General features: G+C 69.3%; 22 protein-coding genes. 18 read left to right on the plus strand and 4 right to left on the minus strand.

The features are described from left to right. Positions 1 to 128 precede the first annotated feature (128 nt). From ACY0PA_RS24700 to ACY0PA_RS24715, 4 genes are all read left to right on the plus strand, one after another. Positions 129 to 866: a prepilin peptidase gene (locus tag ACY0PA_RS24700; RefSeq protein ID WP_473079862.1), complete on the plus strand. Its 738-nt coding sequence runs from the start codon at positions 129 to 131 to the stop codon at positions 864 to 866. Between the two features lie 80 nt (positions 867 to 946). Then, positions 947 to 2,146 (plus strand): cyclic dehypoxanthinyl futalosine synthase, encoded by a 1,200-nt coding sequence (gene mqnC, locus ACY0PA_RS24705; RefSeq protein WP_473079863.1) that lies wholly within the window; start codon positions 947 to 949, stop codon positions 2,144 to 2,146. 7 nt (positions 2,147 to 2,153) lie between these two features. After that, on the plus strand, positions 2,154 to 2,753 hold the full coding sequence (locus tag ACY0PA_RS24710; RefSeq protein WP_473079864.1) for a hypothetical protein: 600 nt from the start codon (positions 2,154 to 2,156) through the stop codon (positions 2,751 to 2,753). 34 nt (positions 2,754 to 2,787) lie between these two features. Beyond that, positions 2,788 to 3,477, plus strand: coding sequence for a demethylmenaquinone methyltransferase (locus tag ACY0PA_RS24715; RefSeq protein ID WP_266673174.1), 690 nt, complete (start codon positions 2,788 to 2,790; stop codon positions 3,475 to 3,477). Positions 3,478 to 3,723: 246 nt separating this feature from the next. On the opposite strand, the gene ACY0PA_RS24720 is transcribed toward ACY0PA_RS24715, so the two are convergent. After that, positions 3,724 to 4,923 (minus strand): RNA-guided endonuclease InsQ/TnpB family protein, encoded by a 1,200-nt coding sequence (locus tag ACY0PA_RS24720; RefSeq protein ID WP_473079865.1) that lies wholly within the window; start codon positions 4,921 to 4,923, stop codon positions 3,724 to 3,726. 125 nt (positions 4,924 to 5,048) lie between these two features. Between ACY0PA_RS24720 and ACY0PA_RS24725 the strand changes: the two genes are divergently transcribed. Beyond that, complete coding sequence (locus ACY0PA_RS24725) at positions 5,049 to 5,180, plus strand: hypothetical protein (RefSeq protein ID WP_473079866.1); 132 nt, start codon at positions 5,049 to 5,051, stop codon at positions 5,178 to 5,180. 27 nt (positions 5,181 to 5,207) lie between these two features. On the opposite strand, the gene ACY0PA_RS24730 is transcribed toward ACY0PA_RS24725, so the two are convergent. Both ACY0PA_RS24730 and ACY0PA_RS24735 read right to left on the minus strand, forming a co-directional pair. Continuing rightward, entirely contained in the window at positions 5,208 to 5,549 is a 342-nt protein-coding gene (locus tag ACY0PA_RS24730) for a PASTA domain-containing protein (RefSeq protein ID WP_473079867.1), read from the minus strand. 63 nt (positions 5,550 to 5,612) lie between these two features. Further along, positions 5,613 to 6,119 (minus strand): GNAT family N-acetyltransferase, encoded by a 507-nt coding sequence (locus ACY0PA_RS24735; RefSeq protein WP_473079868.1) that lies wholly within the window; start codon positions 6,117 to 6,119, stop codon positions 5,613 to 5,615. A gap of 98 nt (positions 6,120 to 6,217) precedes the next feature. On the opposite strand from ACY0PA_RS24735, the gene ACY0PA_RS24740 reads away from it, so the two are divergent. Both ACY0PA_RS24740 and ACY0PA_RS24745 read left to right on the plus strand, forming a co-directional pair. Beyond that, complete coding sequence (locus ACY0PA_RS24740) at positions 6,218 to 7,501, plus strand: geranylgeranyl reductase family protein (protein ID WP_473079869.1); 1,284 nt, start codon at positions 6,218 to 6,220, stop codon at positions 7,499 to 7,501. Between the two features lie 200 nt (positions 7,502 to 7,701). Next, positions 7,702 to 8,028, plus strand: coding sequence for a putative quinol monooxygenase (locus ACY0PA_RS24745; RefSeq protein ID WP_473079870.1), 327 nt, complete (start codon positions 7,702 to 7,704; stop codon positions 8,026 to 8,028). An 85-nt stretch (positions 8,029 to 8,113) separates the two neighbouring features. Here ACY0PA_RS24745 and ACY0PA_RS24750 read toward each other — a convergent pair whose 3' ends face one another. Further along, positions 8,114 to 8,917, minus strand: coding sequence for a C40 family peptidase (locus tag ACY0PA_RS24750; RefSeq protein ID WP_473079871.1), 804 nt, complete (start codon positions 8,915 to 8,917; stop codon positions 8,114 to 8,116). 713 nt (positions 8,918 to 9,630) lie between these two features. On the opposite strand from ACY0PA_RS24750, the gene ACY0PA_RS24755 reads away from it, so the two are divergent. From ACY0PA_RS24755 to nuoK, 11 genes are read left to right on the plus strand one after another with little or no spacing between them, the layout of a single operon-like run. Beyond that, positions 9,631 to 9,990 carry an NADH-quinone oxidoreductase subunit A gene (locus ACY0PA_RS24755; protein ID WP_007383963.1) on the plus strand — a complete coding sequence of 120 codons (360 nt, stop codon included), beginning with the start codon at positions 9,631 to 9,633 and terminating at the stop codon, positions 9,988 to 9,990. Positions 9,991 to 10,003: 13 nt separating this feature from the next. After that, positions 10,004 to 10,558: a NuoB/complex I 20 kDa subunit family protein gene (locus ACY0PA_RS24760; RefSeq protein WP_006133126.1), complete on the plus strand. Its 555-nt coding sequence runs from the start codon at positions 10,004 to 10,006 to the stop codon at positions 10,556 to 10,558. Beyond that, positions 10,555 to 11,295: an NADH-quinone oxidoreductase subunit C gene (locus ACY0PA_RS24765; protein WP_100598024.1), complete on the plus strand. Its 741-nt coding sequence runs from the start codon at positions 10,555 to 10,557 to the stop codon at positions 11,293 to 11,295. The genes ACY0PA_RS24760 and ACY0PA_RS24765 overlap by 4 nt, the downstream gene beginning before the upstream one ends. Beyond that, complete coding sequence (locus ACY0PA_RS24770; protein WP_473079872.1) at positions 11,295 to 12,632, plus strand: NADH-quinone oxidoreductase subunit D; 1,338 nt, start codon at positions 11,295 to 11,297, stop codon at positions 12,630 to 12,632. The genes ACY0PA_RS24765 and ACY0PA_RS24770 overlap by 1 nt, the downstream gene beginning before the upstream one ends. Next, the gene (nuoE, locus tag ACY0PA_RS24775) at positions 12,629 to 13,507 is read left to right on the plus strand and encodes an NADH-quinone oxidoreductase subunit NuoE (protein WP_473079873.1); all 879 of its coding nucleotides are present in this window, start codon (positions 12,629 to 12,631) and stop codon (positions 13,505 to 13,507) included. The genes ACY0PA_RS24770 and nuoE overlap by 4 nt, the downstream gene beginning before the upstream one ends. After that, entirely contained in the window at positions 13,504 to 14,859 is a 1,356-nt protein-coding gene (nuoF, locus tag ACY0PA_RS24780; protein WP_473079874.1) for an NADH-quinone oxidoreductase subunit NuoF, read from the plus strand. The genes nuoE and nuoF overlap by 4 nt, the downstream gene beginning before the upstream one ends. Beyond that, complete coding sequence (locus ACY0PA_RS24785; RefSeq protein WP_473079875.1) at positions 14,856 to 17,354, plus strand: NADH-quinone oxidoreductase subunit G; 2,499 nt, start codon at positions 14,856 to 14,858, stop codon at positions 17,352 to 17,354. Before nuoF ends, ACY0PA_RS24785 begins: the two co-directional genes overlap by 4 nt. Next, complete coding sequence (nuoH, locus tag ACY0PA_RS24790; protein ID WP_473079876.1) at positions 17,351 to 18,733, plus strand: NADH-quinone oxidoreductase subunit NuoH; 1,383 nt, start codon at positions 17,351 to 17,353, stop codon at positions 18,731 to 18,733. Before ACY0PA_RS24785 ends, nuoH begins: the two co-directional genes overlap by 4 nt. Continuing rightward, positions 18,726 to 19,337: an NADH-quinone oxidoreductase subunit NuoI gene (nuoI, locus tag ACY0PA_RS24795; RefSeq protein WP_473079877.1), complete on the plus strand. Its 612-nt coding sequence runs from the start codon at positions 18,726 to 18,728 to the stop codon at positions 19,335 to 19,337. Before nuoH ends, nuoI begins: the two co-directional genes overlap by 8 nt. Next, positions 19,334 to 20,158, plus strand: coding sequence for an NADH-quinone oxidoreductase subunit J (locus ACY0PA_RS24800; RefSeq protein WP_473079878.1), 825 nt, complete (start codon positions 19,334 to 19,336; stop codon positions 20,156 to 20,158). Before nuoI ends, ACY0PA_RS24800 begins: the two co-directional genes overlap by 4 nt. Then, on the plus strand, positions 20,155 to 20,454 hold the full coding sequence (gene nuoK, locus ACY0PA_RS24805) for an NADH-quinone oxidoreductase subunit NuoK (RefSeq protein ID WP_004927567.1): 300 nt from the start codon (positions 20,155 to 20,157) through the stop codon (positions 20,452 to 20,454). The genes ACY0PA_RS24800 and nuoK overlap by 4 nt, the downstream gene beginning before the upstream one ends. Positions 20,455 to 20,461: the final 7 nt, after the last annotated feature.

Here is a 20,461-nt window from a genome sequence, read left to right on the forward strand (position 1 = left end):
CGCAGGGGTACGTCGACGGCGTCAAGTCGTATGTGCCACAAGCCGGTTGGCTCGACCGGCGGCTCGCGTTCGCGCTGGCGGTGCTCGGCCGGTAGGCGACGCCGGTAGGTGCGGGGGAAGGGGCGAGGATGGTGGATCTGTTGCTGGTCGTGGCCGGGGCGGTCTGGGGTGCCGTGGCCGGGCTGTTCGTGCCGCGGGCCGCGTACCGGTTGTCCGTGGAGCCGGACGACACCTGGCGGGCGAGTTGCCCGGACGGGCATCCGCTGCCGGGCGGTGTGCGCGGATGGCTGGGGCGCGGGCGGTGCGGGGAGTGCGGCAGGGCGCTCGGCCCGGGCGCCCTGATGCCCGTACTGCTCACCGCCGCCGTCTGCGCCGCCCTCGCCGCCGCCACCGGCATCCGCCCCGAACTGGGCGCCTGGCTCCTCCTCGTCCCGCCCTCGGTGCTCCTCGCGGTGGTCGACGCCCGTGTGAAGCGCCTGCCCGACGTCCTCACCCTGCCCCTCGCCGCGGCCGCCCCCGTCCTGCTCGGCCTGGCGGCGCTGCTGCCCGAGCCGGGCGGCGACTGGCCGACGGCGCTGCTCGGCGCGGTCGCGCTCGGCGGCGGCTACCTCGTGCTCTTCCTCATCCACCCCCAGGGGATGGGGTTCGGAGACGTGAAACTGGCGGTCGGCCTGGGGGCGGTGCTCGGCTGGTACGGGTGGGGGTTCCTCTTCATCGGCACGTTCGCCGGGTTCCTGTTCGCCGCGCTGTACGGCGCGGGTCTCGTGACCGCCCGGCGGGCCGGCCGCAGGACGGCGATCCCGTTCGGGCCGTTCCTTCTCGCGGGCGCGCTGGCGGGCGTGCTGATGGGCGCGTACGCCGCCTGACGTCGGGCGGCAGGATGTGCTGGCGTACGCTGAGACGGTCTGTCCACAACCCCTTACGAACGAAACGAAAGGGACGCCCGGTGACCGAGAAGGCCGACCTTCAGACCGTCCTCGACCGTGCCGCCGCGGGTGGACGCATCACCCCCGAAGAGGCGCTCGACCTCTACCGCGACGCTCCCCTGCACGCGCTCGGCGCGGCCGCCGACGCCATCAGGCGCCGCCGCTACGCCGGCACCGAGCACATCGCGACGTACATCATCGAGCGGAACATCAACTACACGAACGTCTGCGTGACGGCGTGCAAGTTCTGCGCCTTCTACGCCGCGCCCAAGGACACCGCCAAGGGCTGGACGCGCGACCTCGAAGACATCCTGCGCCGCTGCGCCGAGACCGTCGAACTCGGCGGCACCCAGATCATGTTCCAGGGCGGCCACCACCCGGACTACGGCGTCGAGTACTACGAGAAGCACTTCTCCGCCATCAAGCAGGCGTACCCGCAGCTGGTCATCCACTCCCTCGGCGCGTCCGAGGTCGAGCACATGGCCCGCATCTCCGAGGTCTCCGTCGAGGAGGCCATCGAGCGGATCCACGCGGCCGGCCTCGACTCCTTCGCCGGCGCCGGCGCCGAGCTCCTCCCGGCCCGCCCCCGCAAGGCGATCGCCCCGCTGAAGGAGTCCGGCGAGCGCTGGCTGGAGATCATGGAGGCGGCCCACCGCCTCGGCGTCGAGTCGACGTCCACGATGCTGATGGGCACCGGCGAGACCAACGCCGAGCGCATCGAGCACCTGAGCATGATCCGCGACGTACAGGACCGCACGGGCGGCTTCCGCGCGTTCATCCCGTACACGTACCAGCCGGAGAACAACCACCTGAAGGGCCGTACGCAGGCCACGCTCTTCGAGTATCTGCGCATGATCGCCATCGCGCGGATCTTCCTCGACAACGTGGCCCACATCCAGGGCTCCTGGCTGACCACCGGCAAGGAGGTCGGCCAGCTGTCGCTGCACTACGGCGCCGACGACCTCGGTTCGATCATGCTGGAGGAGAACGTCGTCTCCTCGGCCGGTGCCAGGCACCGCTCGAACCGCCTGGAGATCATCGACCTCATCCGCAAGGCGGGCCGCGTCCCCGCGCAGCGCGCCACGACGTACGAGCACCTCGTCGTGCACGACGACCCGGCGAACGACCCGGTCGACGACCGCGTCCAGTCGCACATCTCGTCCACCGCGATCGAGGGCGGCACGGCGCACCCCGAGCTGAAGCTCGTCTCCACCAACTGAGGCTCTTTTGCTGACGATTCACGTGGCCGAGGCCTCGCCCGAGGCCGCGGTCCTGGTCGACGGCGCGTCCGTCGCCGCCCTCGGCCCGTACGAGGACCTCGCCGCCGTCCGCCCGCAGGCGAGGGTGCGGCGGTGGCCCGGCATCCTCACGCCCGGCCTGCTCAACCCGTACGGGCCCGAGATCCTCGAAGGCACGTACCACCCGGACCCGCGCGAGGCCGACGAGTTCGGCACGCGGCCGGTCGTCGGGGAGCGCGCGCGGGAGATCTTCCGCGCCGATCCGTCCCGGGTCGGGGCCAGCGCGCGGCGCGGCATCCAGCAGCTGTTCGCGCACGGCACGGTCGCCGTGGCCGGGGAGCTGCGCTCGCGCGCGGTGGTGGACGCGGTGCGCAGGGCCGGGCTCGCGCTCGGGCAGCGCCCGCCGAACCAGCCGGGGCCGGTGTCCTTCTCGCCGGCGCCGCTCGTCCTGCTGCCGCCGCTGACCGTGGGCGGACCGGCCAGGTTCGCCGTGTTCGACGTGCCGGACCGCGCCTCGCTCGCCCGGCTCGGCCCGGCCACCTGTGTGGCCACGGTCGTCGAAGGGCGCCTGGTGTACAGGCGCCGCTGACGTCTGCCCGGGGGCGTACTGCCACAATGGACGCGTGACCCGCGCATCCCTGGACAAGCAGCCGCACGAAGTCGCTTCGATGTTCGACGACGTGGCGGACCGGTACGACCTCACCAACGACGTGCTCTCGCTCGGCCAGGCCCGGCTGTGGCGCAAGGAGGTCGCGAAGGCAGTCGACGCGCGGCCCGCGCAGAAGGTCCTCGACCTCGCGGCCGGTACGGCGACGTCGTCGCAGCCGTTCGCGCAGGCCGGCGCGTACGTCGTGCCCTGCGACTTCTCGATCGGGATGCTCCAGGTCGGCAAGAAGCGGCATCCGTGGATGCCGTTCACCGCGGGCGACGCGACGAAGCTGCCGTTCAAGGACGACACGTTCGACGCCGTGACCATCTCCTTCGGCCTCAGGAATGTGCAGGACACGGACACGGCGCTGCGCGAGCTGTACCGGGTGACGAAGCCCGGCGGGCGCGTCGTGATCTGCGAGTTCTCGCAGCCGACGTGGGCGCCGTTCCGCACCGTGTACACCGAGTACCTGATGCGCGCCCTGCCTCCGGTGGCCCGCGCCGTGTCCTCGAACCCGGACGCCTACGTCTACCTCGCCGAGTCGATCCGCAGCTGGCCCGACCAGCCGGCGCTCGCGGCCCGCCTCCAGAAGGCCGGCTGGTCGGACGTGGCGTGGCGCAACCTGACCGGTGGCGTCGTGGCGCTGCACCGGGGCGTCAAGTAGCCCGAGGCTTGGATGATGGGCATCGAGTAGCCCTCCACGCCTGTCCGTTGTGACGGTTCCCCGCCACGGGAAATCGGCCACGGCAAATTCGCCTAACCGCCCAAGAGCCCTCGATCCCCTCACTTATCGGGGCCCGGCACCCGGTCCTCACCAGGTTCATTCAGGGAAGTGGGCTACCCCTTCTCTCGTATATACGACAACATCCTCAACGTGACTCCTCCACCCCGCGGAAGGGACGGCTTCTCGCTAGGCCGGTTGGGCTTCGCGACGGACCAGCCCGGCCCGTAGGACATTGATTGCTCCGACCGTGTCTGCGTGCGCGGTGTGGCCGCACGAGACGCAGCGGAACTTCTCTTGCGTGGGCCGGTTCTCCTTGGCGGTGTGCCCGCATTCCGGACACTCACGGGAGGTGTTGCGGGGGTCCACGGCCATCACTTCCCGTCCGGCGCTTTCAGCCTTGGCGGTAAGGATCGCGAGGAACACCCCCCAACCGGCATCAGTGATCGACCGGTTCAATCCGGCCTTCGCGCTTGCCCCGTTGGGCAAGAAAGTGCCCGGCTTGTCAGGGGCTGGCTTGGGTGCGGGCGTCCGGCTCATATCGCGGATCTTGAGATCTTCGTGCGCGATGAAATCATGCGCGCGCACGAGGTCGACGGCCGTCTTATGAGCGTGGTCGAGCCGCTGGCGACGGACCTTGCGGTGCAGGGCTGCGACGCTATCCACGGTTTTGCGGCGACGCTTGGAGCCGCGCTTGCAGCGGGACAGCGCCTGCTGAGCTTCTTCAACCTTCGTGGCGGCGGTACGCCCGTGGCGCGGGTTGGCTACGAATCCGCCGCTGGAGTCGGCGAGGAAGTGAACGATCCCCAGGTCGATACCAGCAACGCTGCCGGTCGCGGGCAGCGGCTCGGGGGCGGTCTGCTCGGCGGTAAGGATCACGTACCAGCGCGCGCCCTCGCGCTTTACCGAGACCGTCTTGACCTTGCCGAGAACGGGTCGGTGCTGGTGCACCCTGACATGCCCGACGCCCTGAAACCTGACACGGGTGACGGGGGTGTGCGGAGTCGCATCCCAGCGGCAACCGTCGCCGTCCTTAGGGAAGTCCACCGTGTCGAACCGCCCTAGCCCACGAAAGCGCGGATAGCCGGGCTTCTCGCCATCCTTGAGCCTTCGGAAAAACGCGGCGAACGCCTTGTCCAACCGGCGCAGGGTGGCCTGCTGCGAGGAAAACGACCAACGCCCCTGACATTCCGGGTCGAATGCCCGGATCGCCTTCAACTGCGCGGACTGCTGCCCGTACCGCACGGCGGTCTTGGAGGTGTGCCACCAGGCGTCCCGGCGTTCCTGCAACGCCCCGTTGTAGAGCGAGCAGTGATCACGCAACATCTCACCGAGCGCCTGGCGCTGCCGGACGGTGGGCCGGAGGAGGAACTTGTATGTACGGATCATCCCGCCCACCCCCTCAACATTCATCCCGCAGGATCTATATGACCATCACAACGAATGTGAGGCGGGTTGGTCACTCATCCGTCAGGCGAACTCTTGTTCGTCACTTTCAGCGCCCGCAAGTCCTTGTGATCCCCACGGCCGAGGGGCGGCGCCGCGCGCCCAGGGCATACGCCGTGCACGAGAGGCAGCAGGACGTCTGGACGGACCTGAAGAAGACGTACCGGACCGGCCTGGAGTCCTGGCGCCTGACGAACTGACCCCGGCCGGGCACTGAGTGCCGAGCGCTACATGCCGACTACCGAGTACGTCTCGCCCGGTTCGTCCAGTTCGCGCTGCAGCCCGCCGCCGCGCGGTCCCGGCATACGGGGCTCGTTCACCCCGGAGCCGCCGTGGCCCTCGCCCTCCGCCAGGTCGAACCAGACGGTGACGACGGAGCCGCGGGGCACCTCGGTGTCGGGCGGTGGGTACTGGCGTACGACGTAGTCGACCACGGTGAGATGGAAGTCGGGGCGGTCGGGTGCGGCCAGCTGCACGCCGCGCGCCGTCGCGGCCTCGCGCGCGTCGACGGCCATGAGGCCGACGAACTTCGGTACGCGCACTTCGGGCGTCTTGGGTGTAATACGCACAGACTTCACCCCCAGGTACCCGAAGGGTAGCTCCGCCGGACCCCCGACCGGAAGCGGCAGGGCTTACAAGGCGAGCCTGAAGCAGAGGCCCCTGCGCGTGTCACCCGGGACGGTGAACGTTTCGGCGGGTTCCATGCCGAGGCGCCGCGCCACCGCCACCGAGCGCTCGTTGCGCGAGTCGACCATCGCCACCACGCTCCGTACACCCGCGGCCCGTACGCGTTCCAGCGTCGCCTGCGCGGCGGCCGTCGCGTAGCCGCGGCCCCAGTGCGCGCGTCCGAGCCGCCAGCCGATCTCGATCTCGCCCGCCGGACCCCAGGCGTGCGGCCAGGGCTGCGCGCCCGTGAAGCCGATGACGTCGCCGTCCGGGCCGGTCATCGTCCACAGGCAGAAGCCGCGCTCCGCGTCGTGCCGGCGCTGCCGGGCGGTCAGCTCCTCGTACACGGACAGCTCGGCAGCGACCCCGCCGTGGAACTCCATGACCTCCGGGTCGTCGAAGGCGCGGTGCCAGGCGAAGGCGTCCTCGTCGGTGGGGACACGCAGCTGTACATCAGGCAGAGCTCGGTTCACAGGGCGGCCCTTCGGCTGGGTGATCAGTACCGCTGCATAGACTGCCCATATCCGGTGCCGCGCGGCACGCAGATTTCGAGTCTTCGGGAGAACCCGCCGTGACCGAGCCCCTCTCCGAGCACAGCGCAGATGTGATCGTCGTCGGGGCCGGGCCAGCCGGTTCGACGACCGCGTACTACCTGGCCAAGGCCGGACTCAACGTCCTCCTTCTGGAGAAGACCGCGTTCCCCCGGGAAAAGGTGTGCGGCGACGGCCTCACCCCGCGCGCCACCAAGCAGCTCGTGTCGATGGGCATCGACATCTCCGAAGAGGCGGGCTGGCTGCGCAACAAGGGCCTGCGGATCATCGGCGGCGGCGTCCGGCTCCAGCTGGACTGGCCGGATCTCGCCTCCTACCCGGACTACGGACTCGTCCGCAAGCGTGACGACTTCGACGAGCAGCTGGCCCGGCAGGCGCAGAAGGCGGGCGCGCGCCTGTACGAGCGCTGCAACGTCGGCGCCCCGATCATCGACGACCGCACGGGCCGCATCACCGGCGTCAACGCCAAGCTCGGCGAGGAGAAGCGCGAAGTCACCTTCCACGCGCCCCTCGTCGTCGCCGCGGACGGCAACTCGACCCGGCTGTCCCTCGCGATGGGCCTGCACCGGCGCGACGACCGCCCGATGGGCGTCGCCGTCCGCACGTACTTCACCTCGCCCCGCCACGACGACGACTACCTGGAGTCCTGGCTGGAGCTGTGGGACCGCCGCGGCGCCCAGGACCGGCTGCTGCCCGGCTACGGCTGGATCTTCGGCATGGGCGACGGCACGTCGAACGTCGGCCTCGGCATCCTCGACTCCTCCGCCGCTTTCAAGGAGCTCGACTGGCGCGAGGTCCTGAAGGCCTGGTGCGCCTCGATGCCGCAGGACTGGGGCTACACCCCGGACAACATGACGATGCCGATCCGCGGCGCCGCCCTGCCCATGGCCTTCAACCGCCAGCCGCACTACACCAAGGGTCTGCTCCTGGTCGGCGACGCGGGCGGCATGGTGAACCCGTTCAACGGCGAGGGCATCGCGTACGCCATGGAGTCCGGCCAGATCGCGGCCGACGTCATCGTGCAGGCGCACGCCCGCGCGACCGACGCCCAGCGCGAACTCGCCCTCCACCGCTACCCGAAGGTCCTCAAGGACACCTACGGCGGCTACTACACGCTCGGCCGCGCCTTCGTGAAGCTCATCGGCAACCCGAAGGTCATGAAGATCGCGACGCAGCGCGGCCTGTCGCACCCGGTGCTCATGAAGTTCACGCTGAAGATGCTCGCCAACCTGACCGACCCGACGGGCGGCGACGCGATGGACCGCATCATCAACGGCCTGAGCAAGGTGGCGCCGAAGGCGTGAGCGGCCCGGACGCGCGCGGCCGGTGGTCTCGCCGGCCGCTGTCGCGTTCCGTGGCGGGCTGCGGGCTGCGGGCTGCGGGCGTTCACGGCGCTCCTGAGCCGCCCGGCGCGCGCTGCCGCGTGGACCCGGTTTTTTCCGGCGCTCCCGCAATCGCGCGCGCCGAACTGGCCGTGCGGGGCGGCACGGAGCACCCTGGCTGCATGATTTTCGTCGCCGTGAAGTTCACCGCCCGGCCCGAGTACGCCGACTCCTGGCTGGAGCACACCGCCGATTTCACCCGCGCCACGCGCGCCGAGGAGGGCAACCTCTTCTTCGACTGGTCCCGCAGCGTCGAGGACCCGAACCAGTACGTCCTCCTGGAGGGCTTCCGGGACGGGGACGCGGGGGCCGCGCACGTGGGCTCCGACCACTTCAAGGCCGGCCTGGAGACGATGTCCGGTCTGATCGCCTCCGTACCGGAGATCATCAATACGGAGATCCCGGGGGGCAGTTGGGGCCCTATGGGTGAATTGTCGCCGAAGGGCTGATAGGCAAGTTGCGCGGGATTTGCTGGTTATACGGCAAAGGGCCATCACCCCCGAGCGGGGAGTGATGGCCCTTTGCCATGAATTCTCAGAGAACGCGGACCGCACCGGTCGCCGGGTAGCCGGACAGGTCCTGGATGACGACGCCCTTGGAGGGGTTCGCGGCGTCCAGGTACTGGCCGTTACCGATGTAGACACCCACGTGGTACGCCGAGCCCGCGGAGCCCCAGTAGAGGAGGTCGCCGACCTGCAGGCTGTCGAGGGAGACCGGGGTGCCGGCCGTCGACTGGTCCTGCGAGACGCGCGGCAGGCTGATGCCGGCCTGCGCGAACGCGGCCTGGGTCAGGCCGGAGCAGTCCCAGGAGTTGGGGCCGGTGCCGCCCATGACGTACGCGTCGCCGAGCTGCGCCTTCAGGAAGGCGATGACGGACGCGACGCTGCCGCTGGCGGGGGCCACGGCGTCGGACTTCGCGGAGGAGGCGGAGAGGGTCGTGCGCTCGGCGGAGCGCGACGCACGCGCTTCCTCGGCCTTGCGCTTCGCCTCGGCCTCGGCCTTCTTCTTGGCCTCCGCCTTCTTCTCGGCGAGGGCCTGGTCCGACTTGGCCTGCTTCGCGGCCTTTGCGACGGCCTGGTCCTGCTCGGCCTGCAGCGCATAGGAGTTCGCGGCCTGCTGGGTGGCGTCCGCGGACTGGGCGACCTGAGCGGAGAGGTCCGCCGTGATGGTCGGCATCTCGATGGTCTCGGTCACCGGCTCGGCGGCAAACGCCGGGCCGGACGCACCGGCCACTGCCAGGGTGCTGAGTACGCCACCGGCAACTCCGGCGCGCAGGGCGATTTTCGACGCGCTGCGACGGGGCTTCCGGTGGCTGGGTATGTGAGCGGTGTGGGACATGAGTACAACCGCTATCAGGGCCTCCATGGTTCCTTCAAGAAACGTGTGGTGCGCCACAGTTGTCGTGAGAACGTTTGAATCCCGGGCGCGGCGGCCTTTATTGACGCCGTAACGGGCAATACGGACAGGGCCGATCAAGCCTGTGATCATGGGCTTTCTGTAATACGCCCGAATTGCCCTCGACTTACCACTCGTTGATACCGATGGCCAAGCCCGGTTTCCAACCGATAACGGGCGGCGTGACGCAGGTCACAAAGGGGCCGCCTTCGCGGTCGGTCGCTCCTCGTGAGCGCGTGCCCGCGTCCACTTACGTCCACACCTCTCCCTCTGATGTGTGAACGGCGCTCACTATCAGCCAGTTCTGTCCAGCGCCAATTTGCCTGGATGTGCCGCCTCTTGATACTGGGCCAGCGCTGCCACCTGGGGTAACGCGCCAAGATGTCACGTCTGGTGATCACTCAGGCGCTTCGCGTGTGAAGATCACCGCTCATCCGACTTCATGATCCTTCGTCAGGTGGTGGAGATCACAAAGCTGTTGGCGCACCCCGTGTCGCAGATCACAGACCGGCAGGCATAGGATGCGGGGCAGTTGGGCTTGTGACCTGCTTCACATGTGAGCGATCTTCGTGCAACCGGGGGTGGCTTCGCGGGGAGCGGGAGGCGGGCCCACGTATCCGCCAGCAGTCAGCGCCGACTGAGAGGAGCGAGGAGCGGTGAACGCGTATGCGCCCATCCTCGTACTGGGAGCCCTCGGGGCAGGCTTTGCGATCTTCTCCGTGGTCATGGCCACGCTTATCGGTCCAAAGCGGTACAACCGGGCCAAGCTCGAGGCCTACGAGTGCGGTATCGAGCCGACCCCCACGCCGGCCGGCGGCGGGCGCTTCCCCATCAAGTACTACCTGACGGCGATGCTCTTCATCGTCTTCGACATCGAGATCGTCTTCCTCTACCCCTGGGCCGTCACCTTCGACGCCCTGGGTGTTTTCGGGCTCGTGGAGATGCTGCTCTTCGTGCTCACCGTCTTCGTCGCGTACGCGTACGTATGGCGGCGCGGCGGCCTGGAATGGGACTGAGGGGCCTTAAGCCATGGGACTCGAAGAAAAGCTGCCGAGCGGCTTTCTGCTGACCACCGTCGAGCAGGCCGCGGGCTGGGTGCGCAAGTCATCCGTCTTCCCGGCCACGTTCGGCCTGGCGTGCTGCGCCATCGAGATGATGACGACGGGCGCCGGCCGCTATGACCTGGCGCGCTTCGGCATGGAGGTCTTCCGCGGCTCGCCGCGGCAGGCGGACCTGATGATCGTGGCCGGGCGCGTGAGCCAGAAGATGGCGCCCGTCCTGCGGCAGGTCTACGACCAGATGCCGAACCCCAAGTGGGTCATCTCCATGGGCGTGTGCGCCTCGTCGGGCGGGATGTTCAACAACTACGCGATCGTGCAGGGCGTCGACCACGTAGTCCCTGTGGACATCTACCTGCCCGGCTGTCCGCCGCGGCCGGAGATGCTGATGGACGCGATTCTCAAGCTCCATCAGAAGATCCAGTCCTCCAAGCTCGGCGTGAACGCCGAGGAGGCGGCCCGCGAGGCGGAGGAAGCGGCGCTCAAGGCGCTCCCGACGATCGAGATGAAGGGGCTGCTGCGGTGAGCGACGCGGACAGCAACGGGGTCAACCCCGAGAAGGACCTCAGCGCGGCCAACCTCCCGGGGCAGCGCGGCGACCAGGGCGAGGAGATCCGCGTCCAGCGCGGCATGTTCGGCGCCAACAACGGCGGCGACACCTCCGGTTACGGCGGCCTCGTGCGCTCCGTACGGCTGCCGGGCGCCGCCACGCGGCCGTACGGCGGCTGGTTCGACGAGGTGGCCGACGAGCTGGAGGGGGCCCTGGAGGAACAGGGCCTCGTCCCCGAGAACGCCATCGACAAGACCGTCGTCGACCGCGACGAGCTCACGTTCCACATCGAACGCGAGTACCTGGTGCGCGTCGCCCAGACGCTGCGCGACGACCCGGCCCTGCGCTTCGAGCTCTGCACGGGCGTGAGCGGGGTGCACTACCCGGACGACAAGGGCCGCGAGCTGCACGCCGTCTACCACCTGCGCTCGATCACCCACAACCGGCTGATCCGTCTCGAAGTCAGCGCCCCCGACGCGGATCCGCACGTCCCCTCGCTGGTCGCCGTCTATCCGACGAACGACTGGCACGAGCGCGAGACGTACGACTTCTTCGGTCTGGTCTTCGACGGCCACCCGGCGCTGACGCGGATCATGATGCCGGACGACTGGCAGGGCTTCCCGCAGCGCAAGGACTACCCCCTCGGCGGCATCCCCGTCGAGTACAAGGGCGCCCAGATCCCGGCTCCGGACCAGCGGAGGTCGTACTCCTGATGTCTACTTCTTCTGCCTCTGCCTCCTCCGCGTCTCCCCGCGAGACGACCGAGGGGACTGTATACACGGTCACCGGCGGCGACTGGGACGAGGTCGTCCAGTCCGCGGCCAAGGCCGACGACGAGCGCATCATCGTCAACATGGGCCCGCAGCACCCGTCCACGCACGGCGTGCTCCGGCTGATCCTGGAGATCGACGGCGAGACGGTCACCGAGGCCCGCTGCGGCATCGGCTATCTGCACACGGGCATCGAGAAGAACCTCGAGTACCGCACGTGGACGCAGGGCACCACGTTCGTGACGCGCATGGACTATCTGACGCCGTTCTTCAACGAGGCGGCGTACTGCCTGGCCGTCGAGAAGCTCCTCGGCATCGAGGACGAGATCCCCGACCGCGCGACCGTCATCCGGGTCCTCCTCATGGAGCTGAACCGGATCTCCTCGCACCTGGTCGCCATCGCCACCGGCGGCATGGAGCTCGGCGCCACGACGATCATGATCTACGGCTTCCGTGATCGTGAACTCATTCTCGATATCTACGAGCTCATCACCGGCCTGCGCATGAACCACGCGTACATCCGGCCGGGCGGACTCGCCCAGGACCTGCCGCCCGGCGCGGTGGACCAGATCCGCGAGTTCGTGAAGAAGATGTCGAAGAACCTTCCCGAGTACGACAAGCTGGCCACCGGGAACCCCATCTTCAAGGCCCGTATGCAGGACGTCGGCTATCTCGACCTCACCGGCTGCATGGCCCTCGGCGCGACCGGGCCGATCCTGCGCGCGGCGGGCCTCCCGCACGACCTGCGCAAGGCGCAGCCGTACTGTGGATACGAGAACTACGACTTCGAGGTCCCGACCGCCGACAGCTGCGACGCCTACGGACGCTTCCTGATCCGCCTGGAGGAGATGCGGCAGTCGCTGCGCATCGTCGACCAGTGCCTGGACCGGCTCGCCCCGGGCCCGGTCATGGTCGCCGACAAGAAGATCGCCTGGCCGGCGCAGCTCGCGCTCGGCCCGGACGGTCTCGGCAACTCGCTCGACCACATCAAGCAGATCATGGGCACCTCCATGGAGTCCCTTATCCACCACTTCAAGCTGGTGACCGAGGGCTTCCGGGTCCCCGCCGGGCAGGCGTACTCCGCCGTCGAATCCCCCAAGGGGGAGCTCGGGGTGCACGTCGTGTCCGACGGCGGCACCCGCCCCTACCGGGTCCACTACCGAGACCCCTCCTTCACCAACCTTCAGGCCATGGCGGCGATGTGCGAGGGCGGCCAGGTCGCCGACGTCATCGTCGCCGTCGCGTCCATCGACCCCGTGATGGGAGGCGTCGACCGGTGACCACCACTCCTTCCGAGCAGGGCCAGGGCGTCAGCCTGGGCATGCCCCAACTGCCCGCGCCCGACTACCCGGACGACGTCCGAGCCCGGCTCGAGACGGACGCGCGCGAGATCATCGCCCGCTACCCGGGATCGCGCTCCGCGCTCCTCCCTCTGCTGCACCTCGTGCAGTCGCAGGAGGGCCATGTCACGCGTACGGGCATGAAGTTCTGCGCCGACATGCTGGGCCTGACCACCGCCGAGGTCACCGCCGTCGCGACGTTCTACACGATGTACCGGCGCAAGCCGAGCGGTGACTACCAGGTCGGGGTCTGCACGAACACGCTGTGCGCCGTGATGGGCGGCGACGCCATCTTCGAGGCCCTCCAGGAGCACCTGGGCGTCGGCAACGGCGGGACGACCGAGGACGGCAAGGTCACCCTCGAGCACATCGAGTGCAACGCGGCCTGCGACTTCGCGCCCGTCGTGATGGTCAACTGGGAGTTCTTCGACAACCAGACGGTGGGCAGCGCGAAGCGGCTGGTCGACGACCTGCGCGCGGGCGCGGAGGTCGAACCCACCCGCGGCGCCCCCCTGTGCACGTACAAGGAGACCGCGCGGATCCTCGCCGGCTTCCCTGACGAGCGGCCCGGCGCCGTCGAGGCGAGCGGCAGCGCGGGACCTGCCTCGCTGATCGGCCTGCGCCTCGCCAGGGGCGAGGCCGCTCCCGCGCGCGTGGTCCATCCGCGCGACGGAGGTCCCCAGCGGGACGCCGGCGACGCACCACCCCAGGACGCGTCGTCCGCCGAGCACCTGAGTTCGCACGACGCCCCGCAGGACACGTCGTCCTCCGATCCGGCCCACCCGGCGGGCCCTGTCGCCGAGGAGGGGGAGTGATGACCTTGGCAGCCGAGATCAACAACGACACCAGCCCCGAGAAGCTGCTCGCGCCGGTCCTTTCGGCGTTCTGGGACGAGGACAAGTCCTGGTCCCTCGACGTCTACCGGAGGCACGACGGCTACGAGGGTCTGCGCAAGGCGCTCGCCATGTCGCCGGACGACCTGATCGCCTATGTGAAGGACTCGGGCCTGCGGGGCCGCGGCGGCGCGGGCTTCCCCACCGGAATGAAGTGGCAGTTCATTCCGCAGGGCGACGGCAAACCGCACTATCTAGTTGTCAACGCCGACGAGTCGGAGCCCGGGACCTGCAAGGACATCCCGCTCCTCTTCGCGAACCCGCATTCCCTCATCGAGGGGATCGTGATCGCGTGCTACGCGATCCGCTCTTCGCATGCCTTCATCTATCTGCGGGGCGAGGTCGTCCCCGTACTGCGACGGCTCCACGAGGCCGTACGGGAGGCCTACGCGGCGGGCTACCTCGGCGAGAACGTCCTGGGCAGCGGGCTGAACCTCGAACTCACGGTGCACGCGGGCGCGGGCGCGTACATCTGTGGCGAGGAGACCGCACTGCTCGACTCGCTGGAAGGCCGCCGTGGCCAGCCGCGGCTCCGTCCCCCCTTCCCCGCGGTCGCGGGGCTCTACGCGTGCCCCACTGTTGTCAACAACGTCGAGTCCATCGCGTCGGTTCCCGCGATCCTGAATCGCGGCAAGGACTGGTTCAAGTCGATGGGCAGCGAGAAGTCCCCGGGCTTCACGCTGTACTCGCTCAGCGGGCATGTCACCAACCCCGGCCAGTACGAGGCGCCGCTCGGCATCACGCTGCGTCAGCTCCTCGACATGAGCGGCGGCATGCGTCCGGGTCACCGCCTCAAGTTCTGGACGCCCGGCGGCAGTTCTACCCCGATGTTCACCGACGAGCACCTCGACGTGCCCCTCGACTACGAGGGCGTCGGCGCCGCGGGATCGATGCTCGGCACGAAGGCGCTCCAGTGCTTCGACGAGACGACCTGCGTCGTGCGGGCGGTCACCCGCTGGACCGAGTTCTACGCCCATGAGTCCTGCGGCAAGTGCACACCGTGCCGTGAAGGGACGTACTGGCTGGTGCAGTTGCTGCGCGACATCGAGGCAGGCAAGGGCTCCATGAGCGACCTCGACAAGCTGAACGACATCGCCGACAACATCAACGGCAAGTCGTTCTGCGCGCTCGGCGACGGCGCCGCGTCCCCGATCTTCTCCTCGCTCAAGTACTTCCGCGAGGAGTACGAGCAGCACATCACGGGCAAGGGCTGCCCCTTCGACCCCGCCAAGTCGACGGCTTGGGCGGACCAGCGCACGGAGGTGAACGCATGACGGTAACCACAGGCGCTCCCTCCGGGGGCGGTGAGGCGGCGGTGCCGCCGGAAGATCTCGTCTCGCTGACGATCGACGGCATCGGGATCAGCGTGCCCAAGGGCACGCTGGTGATCCGCGCCGCCGAACAGCTCGGCATCGAGATCCCCCGCTTCTGCGATCACCCCCTGCTCGACCCGGTCGGCGCCTGCCGCCAGTGCATCGTCGAGGTCGAGGGCCAGCGCAAGCCGATGGCGTCCTGCACCATCACCTGCACCGACGGCATGGTGGTCAAGAGCCAGCTCAGCTCGCCCGTCGCCGAGAAGGCGCAGCGGGGCGTGATGGAGCTGCTCCTCATCAACCACCCGCTGGACTGCCCGGTCTGTGACAAGGGCGGCGAGTGCCCGCTGCAGAACCAGGCCGTGTCGCACGGCCAGTCCGACTCCCGTTTCGACGGGAAGAAGCGGACGTTCGAGAAGCCGGTCCCGATCTCGACCCAGATCCTGCTCGACCGTGAGCGCTGTGTGCTCTGCGCCCGCTGCACGCGGTTCAGCAACCAGATCGCCGGTGACCCGATGATCGAGCTGCTCGAGCGCGGCGCGCTCCAGCAGGTCGGCACCGGCGAGGGCGACCCCTTCGAGTCGTACTTCTCCGGGAACACGATCCAGATCTGTCCGGTCGGGGCGCTGACCTCGGCGGCGTACCGATTCCGCTCCCGTCCCTTCGACCTCGTGTCCTCGCCCTCCGTGTGCGAGCACTGCGCGGGCGGCTGCGCGACCCGCACCGACCACCGGCGCGGCAAGGTCATGCGGCGCCTCGCCTCGAACGACCCCGAGGTCAACGAGGAGTGGGTCTGCGACAAGGGCCGGTTCGGGTTCCGCTATGCGCAGAAGCCCGACCGGCTGACCACGCCGCTCGTCCGTAACGCGGACGGTGTCCTCGAGCCCGCTTCCTGGCCCGAAGCCCTGGACGTCGCGGCTCGGGGCCTGCTGTCGGCCCGCGGCCGCGCCGGGGTCCTGACCGGTGGCCGGCTCACCGTCGAGGACGCGTACGCGTACAGCAAGTTCGCGCGCGTGGCGCTCGACACGAACGACATCGACTTCCGCGCGCGCGTGCACAGCAGCGAGGAGGCCGAATTCCTGGCGGCGCGGGTCGCCGGACGCGGGCGTGACCTCGACGGTGTCGGGGTCACGTACACGTCTCTGGAGAAGGCGCCCGCCGTCCTCCTCGTCGGGATCGAGGCCGAGGAGGAGGCGCCCGGCGTCTTCCTGAAGCTGCGCAAGGCGTGGCGCGGGCACGGCCAGCGGACGTTCGGGCTCGCCCCGTTCGCGACCAGGGGCCTGGAGAAGGCGGGGGGCACGCTGCTGCCGGCCGCTCCGGGCACCGAGACGGAGTGGCTGGACGCGCTTGCCTCCGGCTTCGGCCTGGAGGACGGTGGCGCCGAGGCGTCCGAGGCGCTGCGCGCCGAGGGTTCGGTCATCGTGGTCGGTGAGCGGCTGGCCGCCGTGCCGGGCGCGCTGACCGCGGTCGTACGGGCCGCCACGGCGACCCGCGCCCAGCTGGTGTGGATTCCGCGCCGGGCCGGGGAGCGCGGCGCGATCGAGGCGGGCGCCCTGCCGTCGCTGCTTCCCGGCGGACGTCCGGCCACCGACCCGCGCGCGCGGGAAGAGGTGGCCGCCGCCTGGGGAGTGTCCGAACTCCCGCACCGCTACGGGCGCGACACGGGCCAGATCGTCGAGGCCGCCGCCGGCGGCGAGCTGCGGGCCCTGGTCGTCGCCGGGGTCGAGGTCGCGGACCTGCCGGACCCGCCGCGCGCGCGTGAGGCGCTGCACGAGGTGGCGTTCGTCGTCTCCCTGGAGCAGCGTCCCAGCGAGGTCACCGACCACGCGGACGTCGTGCTTCCGGTCGCCGCGGTCGCCGAGAAGGCGGGCACGTTCCTCAACTGGGAAGGCCGGGCACGCCTCTTCGAGGCCGCGCTCAAGCCCGACCAGATGACGCGCTCCGTGGCGACCGCCGACGCGCGCGTCCTCCAGATGCTCGCGGACGCCATGGACGTACATCTGGGACTGCCGGACCTGCGGGCCGCGCGGGGGGAGCTCGACCGCCTCGGCGGGTGGAGCGGGCCCCGCGCGACGGACTCGCTGGAGACGGCCTCGCAGCTGCCGCGGCCCGCGTCCGGTGAGGCCGTCCTCGCGGGGCACCGGCTGCTGCTCGACCAGGGCCGCCTCCAGGAGGGGGACGACGCGCTCGCCGGCACGCGGCACGCGGCACACGCGCGTGTGTCGGCCGCCACGGCTGCCGAGGCGGGCGTCAAGGACGGCGACGAGCTCGCCGTCACCGGACCGGTGGGGACGACCCGACTCCCGCTCCAGGTCACGGAGATGCCGGACCGTGTCGTGTGGCTTCCGCTGAACTCCACCGGCGGGGGCGTGGCCTCCGACACGGGGGCCGTGCCCGGCGCACTCGTCCGGATCGGTCCCGCGGGCATCGACGAGGCCAAGGAGGTGCAGTCATGATCCCGCTCGCTCTCGAAGACCTCTCGCTGTTCGGCCGCGATCCCTGGTGGCTGGTCGTGGTCAAGGCGGTCTTCTGCTTCGCCTTCCTGATGGTGACCGTGCTCTTCTCCATCGTGTGGGAGCGCAAGGTCGTCGCCTGGATGCAGCTGCGCATCGGCCCCAACCGGCACGGCCCCTGGGGCATGCTCCAGTCGCTCGCCGACGGCATCAAGCTGATGCTGAAGGAAGACGTCGTCGTCAAGCGCGCCGACAAGGTGGTCTACATCCTGGCCCCGGTCGTCGCCGCCATCCCGGCGTTCATGGCGATCGCCGTGATCCCCTTCGGACCCTCCGGCAACGAGGTCTCGATCTTCGGCCACCGCACCACGATGCAGCTCACCGACCTGCCGATCGCGTTGCTCTACATCCTCGCGGTCGCCTCGGTCGGCATCTACGGGATCGTGCTCGCGGGTTGGAGTTCCGGATCGACCTACCCCCTGCTGGGTGGTCTGCGGTCCTGCGCCCAGATGATCTCGTACGAGATCGCGATGGGCGCGGCCTTTGCGTCGGTGTTCCTCTACTCCGGGTCGATGTCCACCTCGGAGATCGTCGCCCAGCAGCACGACCGCTGGTACATCGTGCTCCTGCCGGTCTCGTTCCTGATCTACATCGTGACGATGGTCGGCGAGACGAACCGCGCGCCGTTCGACATGCCGGAGTCCGAGGGCGACCTCGTCGGCGGCTTCAACACCGAGTACTCGTCGATCAAGTTCGCGCTGTTCATGCTCGCCGAGTACGTGAACATGGTGACGGTCTCGGCCGTGTCGGTGACGCTCTTCCTGGGCGGCTGGCGGGCCCCGTGGCCCGTGTCCACCTTCTGGGAGGGCGCGAACCACGGCTGGTGGCCGATGCTCTGGTTCGTCATCAAGGTCCAGCTGCTGCTGTTCTTCTTCATCTGGCTGCGCGGCACGCTCCCGCGCGTGCGTTACGACCAGCTGATGAAGCTCGGCTGGAAGGTCCTGATCCCGGTCTCCGTGGTCTGGCTGATGCTCGTCGCCACCGTGCGGACCCTGCGGAACGAGAACTACGACTTCGCCTCCATCGCCCTGTACGTGGGCGGCGGAGTCCTCGCCCTGCTGCTGCTCTCGTTCCTCGTCGACATCTTCAGGGACCGCGGCGGCAGGGAACGCGAGGCGCAGGAGGCGGCCGAACAGGCCGCGGCCTTCGACCCGATGGCAGGCGGCTTCCCGGTCCCGCCGCTGCCCGGCCAGACCCCGCCGGCCGTGCCGCGCCGGCGCCCGCGGGGGGAGCGGGAGTTGATTGTCAGTGGCGGACCGGATACTGACAGTGACGGAACCGGTGAGGGTCCCAGTGACGGAAAGGAGGCGTCCCATGGCTGAGGAGTCGACGGAGGGCGGGCAGACCAAGCCCGGCTTCCAGAATCCCGTGGCCGGCTTCGGCGTGACCTTCAAGGCCATGTTCAAGAAGCGGCTGACGGAGCAGTACCCGGAGCAGCCCAAGACCACGGCCCCGCGCTTCCACGGCCGGCACCAGCTCAACCGTCATCCGGACGGCCTGGAGAAGTGCATCGGCTGCGAGTTGTGCGCGTGGGCCTGTCCCGCGGACGCCATCTATGTGGAGGGCGCGGACAACACCGACGAGGAGCGCTACTCGCCGGGCGAGCGGTACGGCCGCGTCTACCAGATCAACTACGCCCGCTGCATCCTGTGCGGCCTGTGCATCGAGGCGTGCCCCACGCGCGCGCTGACGATGACGAACGACTTCGAACTCGCCGACAGCAGCCGCGAGAACCTGATCTACACCAAGGAGCAGCTGCTCGCCGGGCTCGAGGAGGGCATGGTCGAATCGCCCCACTCGATCTTCCCCGGCACGGACGAGCAGGACTACTACCGGGGTCTGGTGACGGAGGCCGCGCCCGGCACGGTGCGTCAGGTCGCCGTCTCCAAGGGCGAGAAGCCGCAATCTGAGGGGGCGGAGGCATGAGTCAGCTCGCCGCCGCAGTCACTCTTTCTGCGGGCACGTCCACCGGTGAGGCCTTCCAGTTCTGGGTCCTCGGTACGGTCGCCGTCATCGGCGCCCTGGGCACGGTCCTGATGAAGAAGGCCGTGCACAGCGCGCTGTGCCTCGCCGGGACCATGATCATCCTGGCGGTCTTCTATCTGGCCAACGGCGCGTACTTCCTGGGCGTCGTCCAGATCATCGTCTACACCGGCGCGATCATGATGCTGTTCCTCTTCGTGGTCATGCTCGTCGGTGTCACCGCGGCGGACTCCTTGAAGGAGACCATCAAGGGGCAGCGCTGGCTGGCCCTGCTGTGCGGACTCGGCTTCGGGATACTGCTCCTCGCGGGCATCGGGAACGCCTCGCTCCACCAGTTCAACGGACTGGGCAAGGCGAACGCCGGGGGGAACGTGGAAGGGCTCGCCGCCCTCATCTTCACGAAGTACGTCTTCGCCTTCGAGATCACCGGCGCCCTGCTGATCACGGCCACCCTCGGAGCCATGGTGCTCACGCACCGGGAGCGCATCGAGCGGGCCAGGACGCAGCGGGAGATGTCCGAGCAGCGCGTGCGCGAGGGCAAGCACCTCCCGCCGCTGCCGGCCCCGGGTGTCTACGCCCGGCACAACGCGGTCGACATCGCGGGCCTGCTCCCCGACGGCACCCCGTCGGAGCTCACGGTCATGCAGACGCTGCGCGAGCGCGGCCAGATCCGCGACGTGTCGGACGAGGCGCTCGGTGACCTGAAGGCCCTGGAGCAGCGCTCGGCCGAGCGCCTTGAGCGGACCGAGGAGGCGTCGAAGTGAATCCGGTCAACTACCTGTATCTCGCCGCCCTGTTGTTCACGATCGGCGCCACCGGCGTGCTCATCAGGCGGAACGCGATCGTCGTGTTCATGTGCGTCGAGCTGATGCTCAACGCGTGCAACCTCGCGTTCGTCGCGTTCTCCCGGATGCACGGCAATCTCGACGGCCAGATCATCGCCTTCTTCACGATGGTCGTCGCCGCCGCGGAGGTCGTGGTCGGGCTCGCGATCATCGTGTCGCTGTTCCGTTCCCGCCACTCGGCTTCGGTCGACGACGCCAGCCTGATGAAGCTGTAAGGGGTCG

The sequence above is a fragment of the Streptomyces sp. DS1-CR2 genome, assembly GCF_055760475.1.

Coding starts and splice junctions, on each gene's coding strand:
- ACY0PA_RS24700 (WP_473079862.1), top strand. CDS start 129: ATGGTGGATCTGTTGCTGGTCGTGGCCGGGGCGGTCTGGGGTGCCGTG.
- ACY0PA_RS24720 (WP_473079865.1), bottom strand. CDS start 4,923: ATGATCCGTACATACAAGTTCCTCCTCCGGCCCACCGTCCGGCAGCGC.
- ACY0PA_RS24745 (WP_473079870.1), top strand. CDS start 7,702: ATGATTTTCGTCGCCGTGAAGTTCACCGCCCGGCCCGAGTACGCCGAC.
- ACY0PA_RS24750 (WP_473079871.1), bottom strand. CDS start 8,917: ATGTCCCACACCGCTCACATACCCAGCCACCGGAAGCCCCGTCGCAGC.
- ACY0PA_RS24760 (WP_006133126.1), top strand. CDS start 10,004: ATGGGACTCGAAGAAAAGCTGCCGAGCGGCTTTCTGCTGACCACCGTC.
- ACY0PA_RS24770 (WP_473079872.1), top strand. CDS start 11,295: ATGTCTACTTCTTCTGCCTCTGCCTCCTCCGCGTCTCCCCGCGAGACG.
- ACY0PA_RS24785 (WP_473079875.1), top strand. CDS start 14,856: ATGACGGTAACCACAGGCGCTCCCTCCGGGGGCGGTGAGGCGGCGGTG.
- nuoH (WP_473079876.1), top strand. CDS start 17,351: ATGATCCCGCTCGCTCTCGAAGACCTCTCGCTGTTCGGCCGCGATCCC.
- nuoI (WP_473079877.1), top strand. CDS start 18,726: ATGGCTGAGGAGTCGACGGAGGGCGGGCAGACCAAGCCCGGCTTCCAG.
- ACY0PA_RS24800 (WP_473079878.1), top strand. CDS start 19,334: ATGAGTCAGCTCGCCGCCGCAGTCACTCTTTCTGCGGGCACGTCCACC.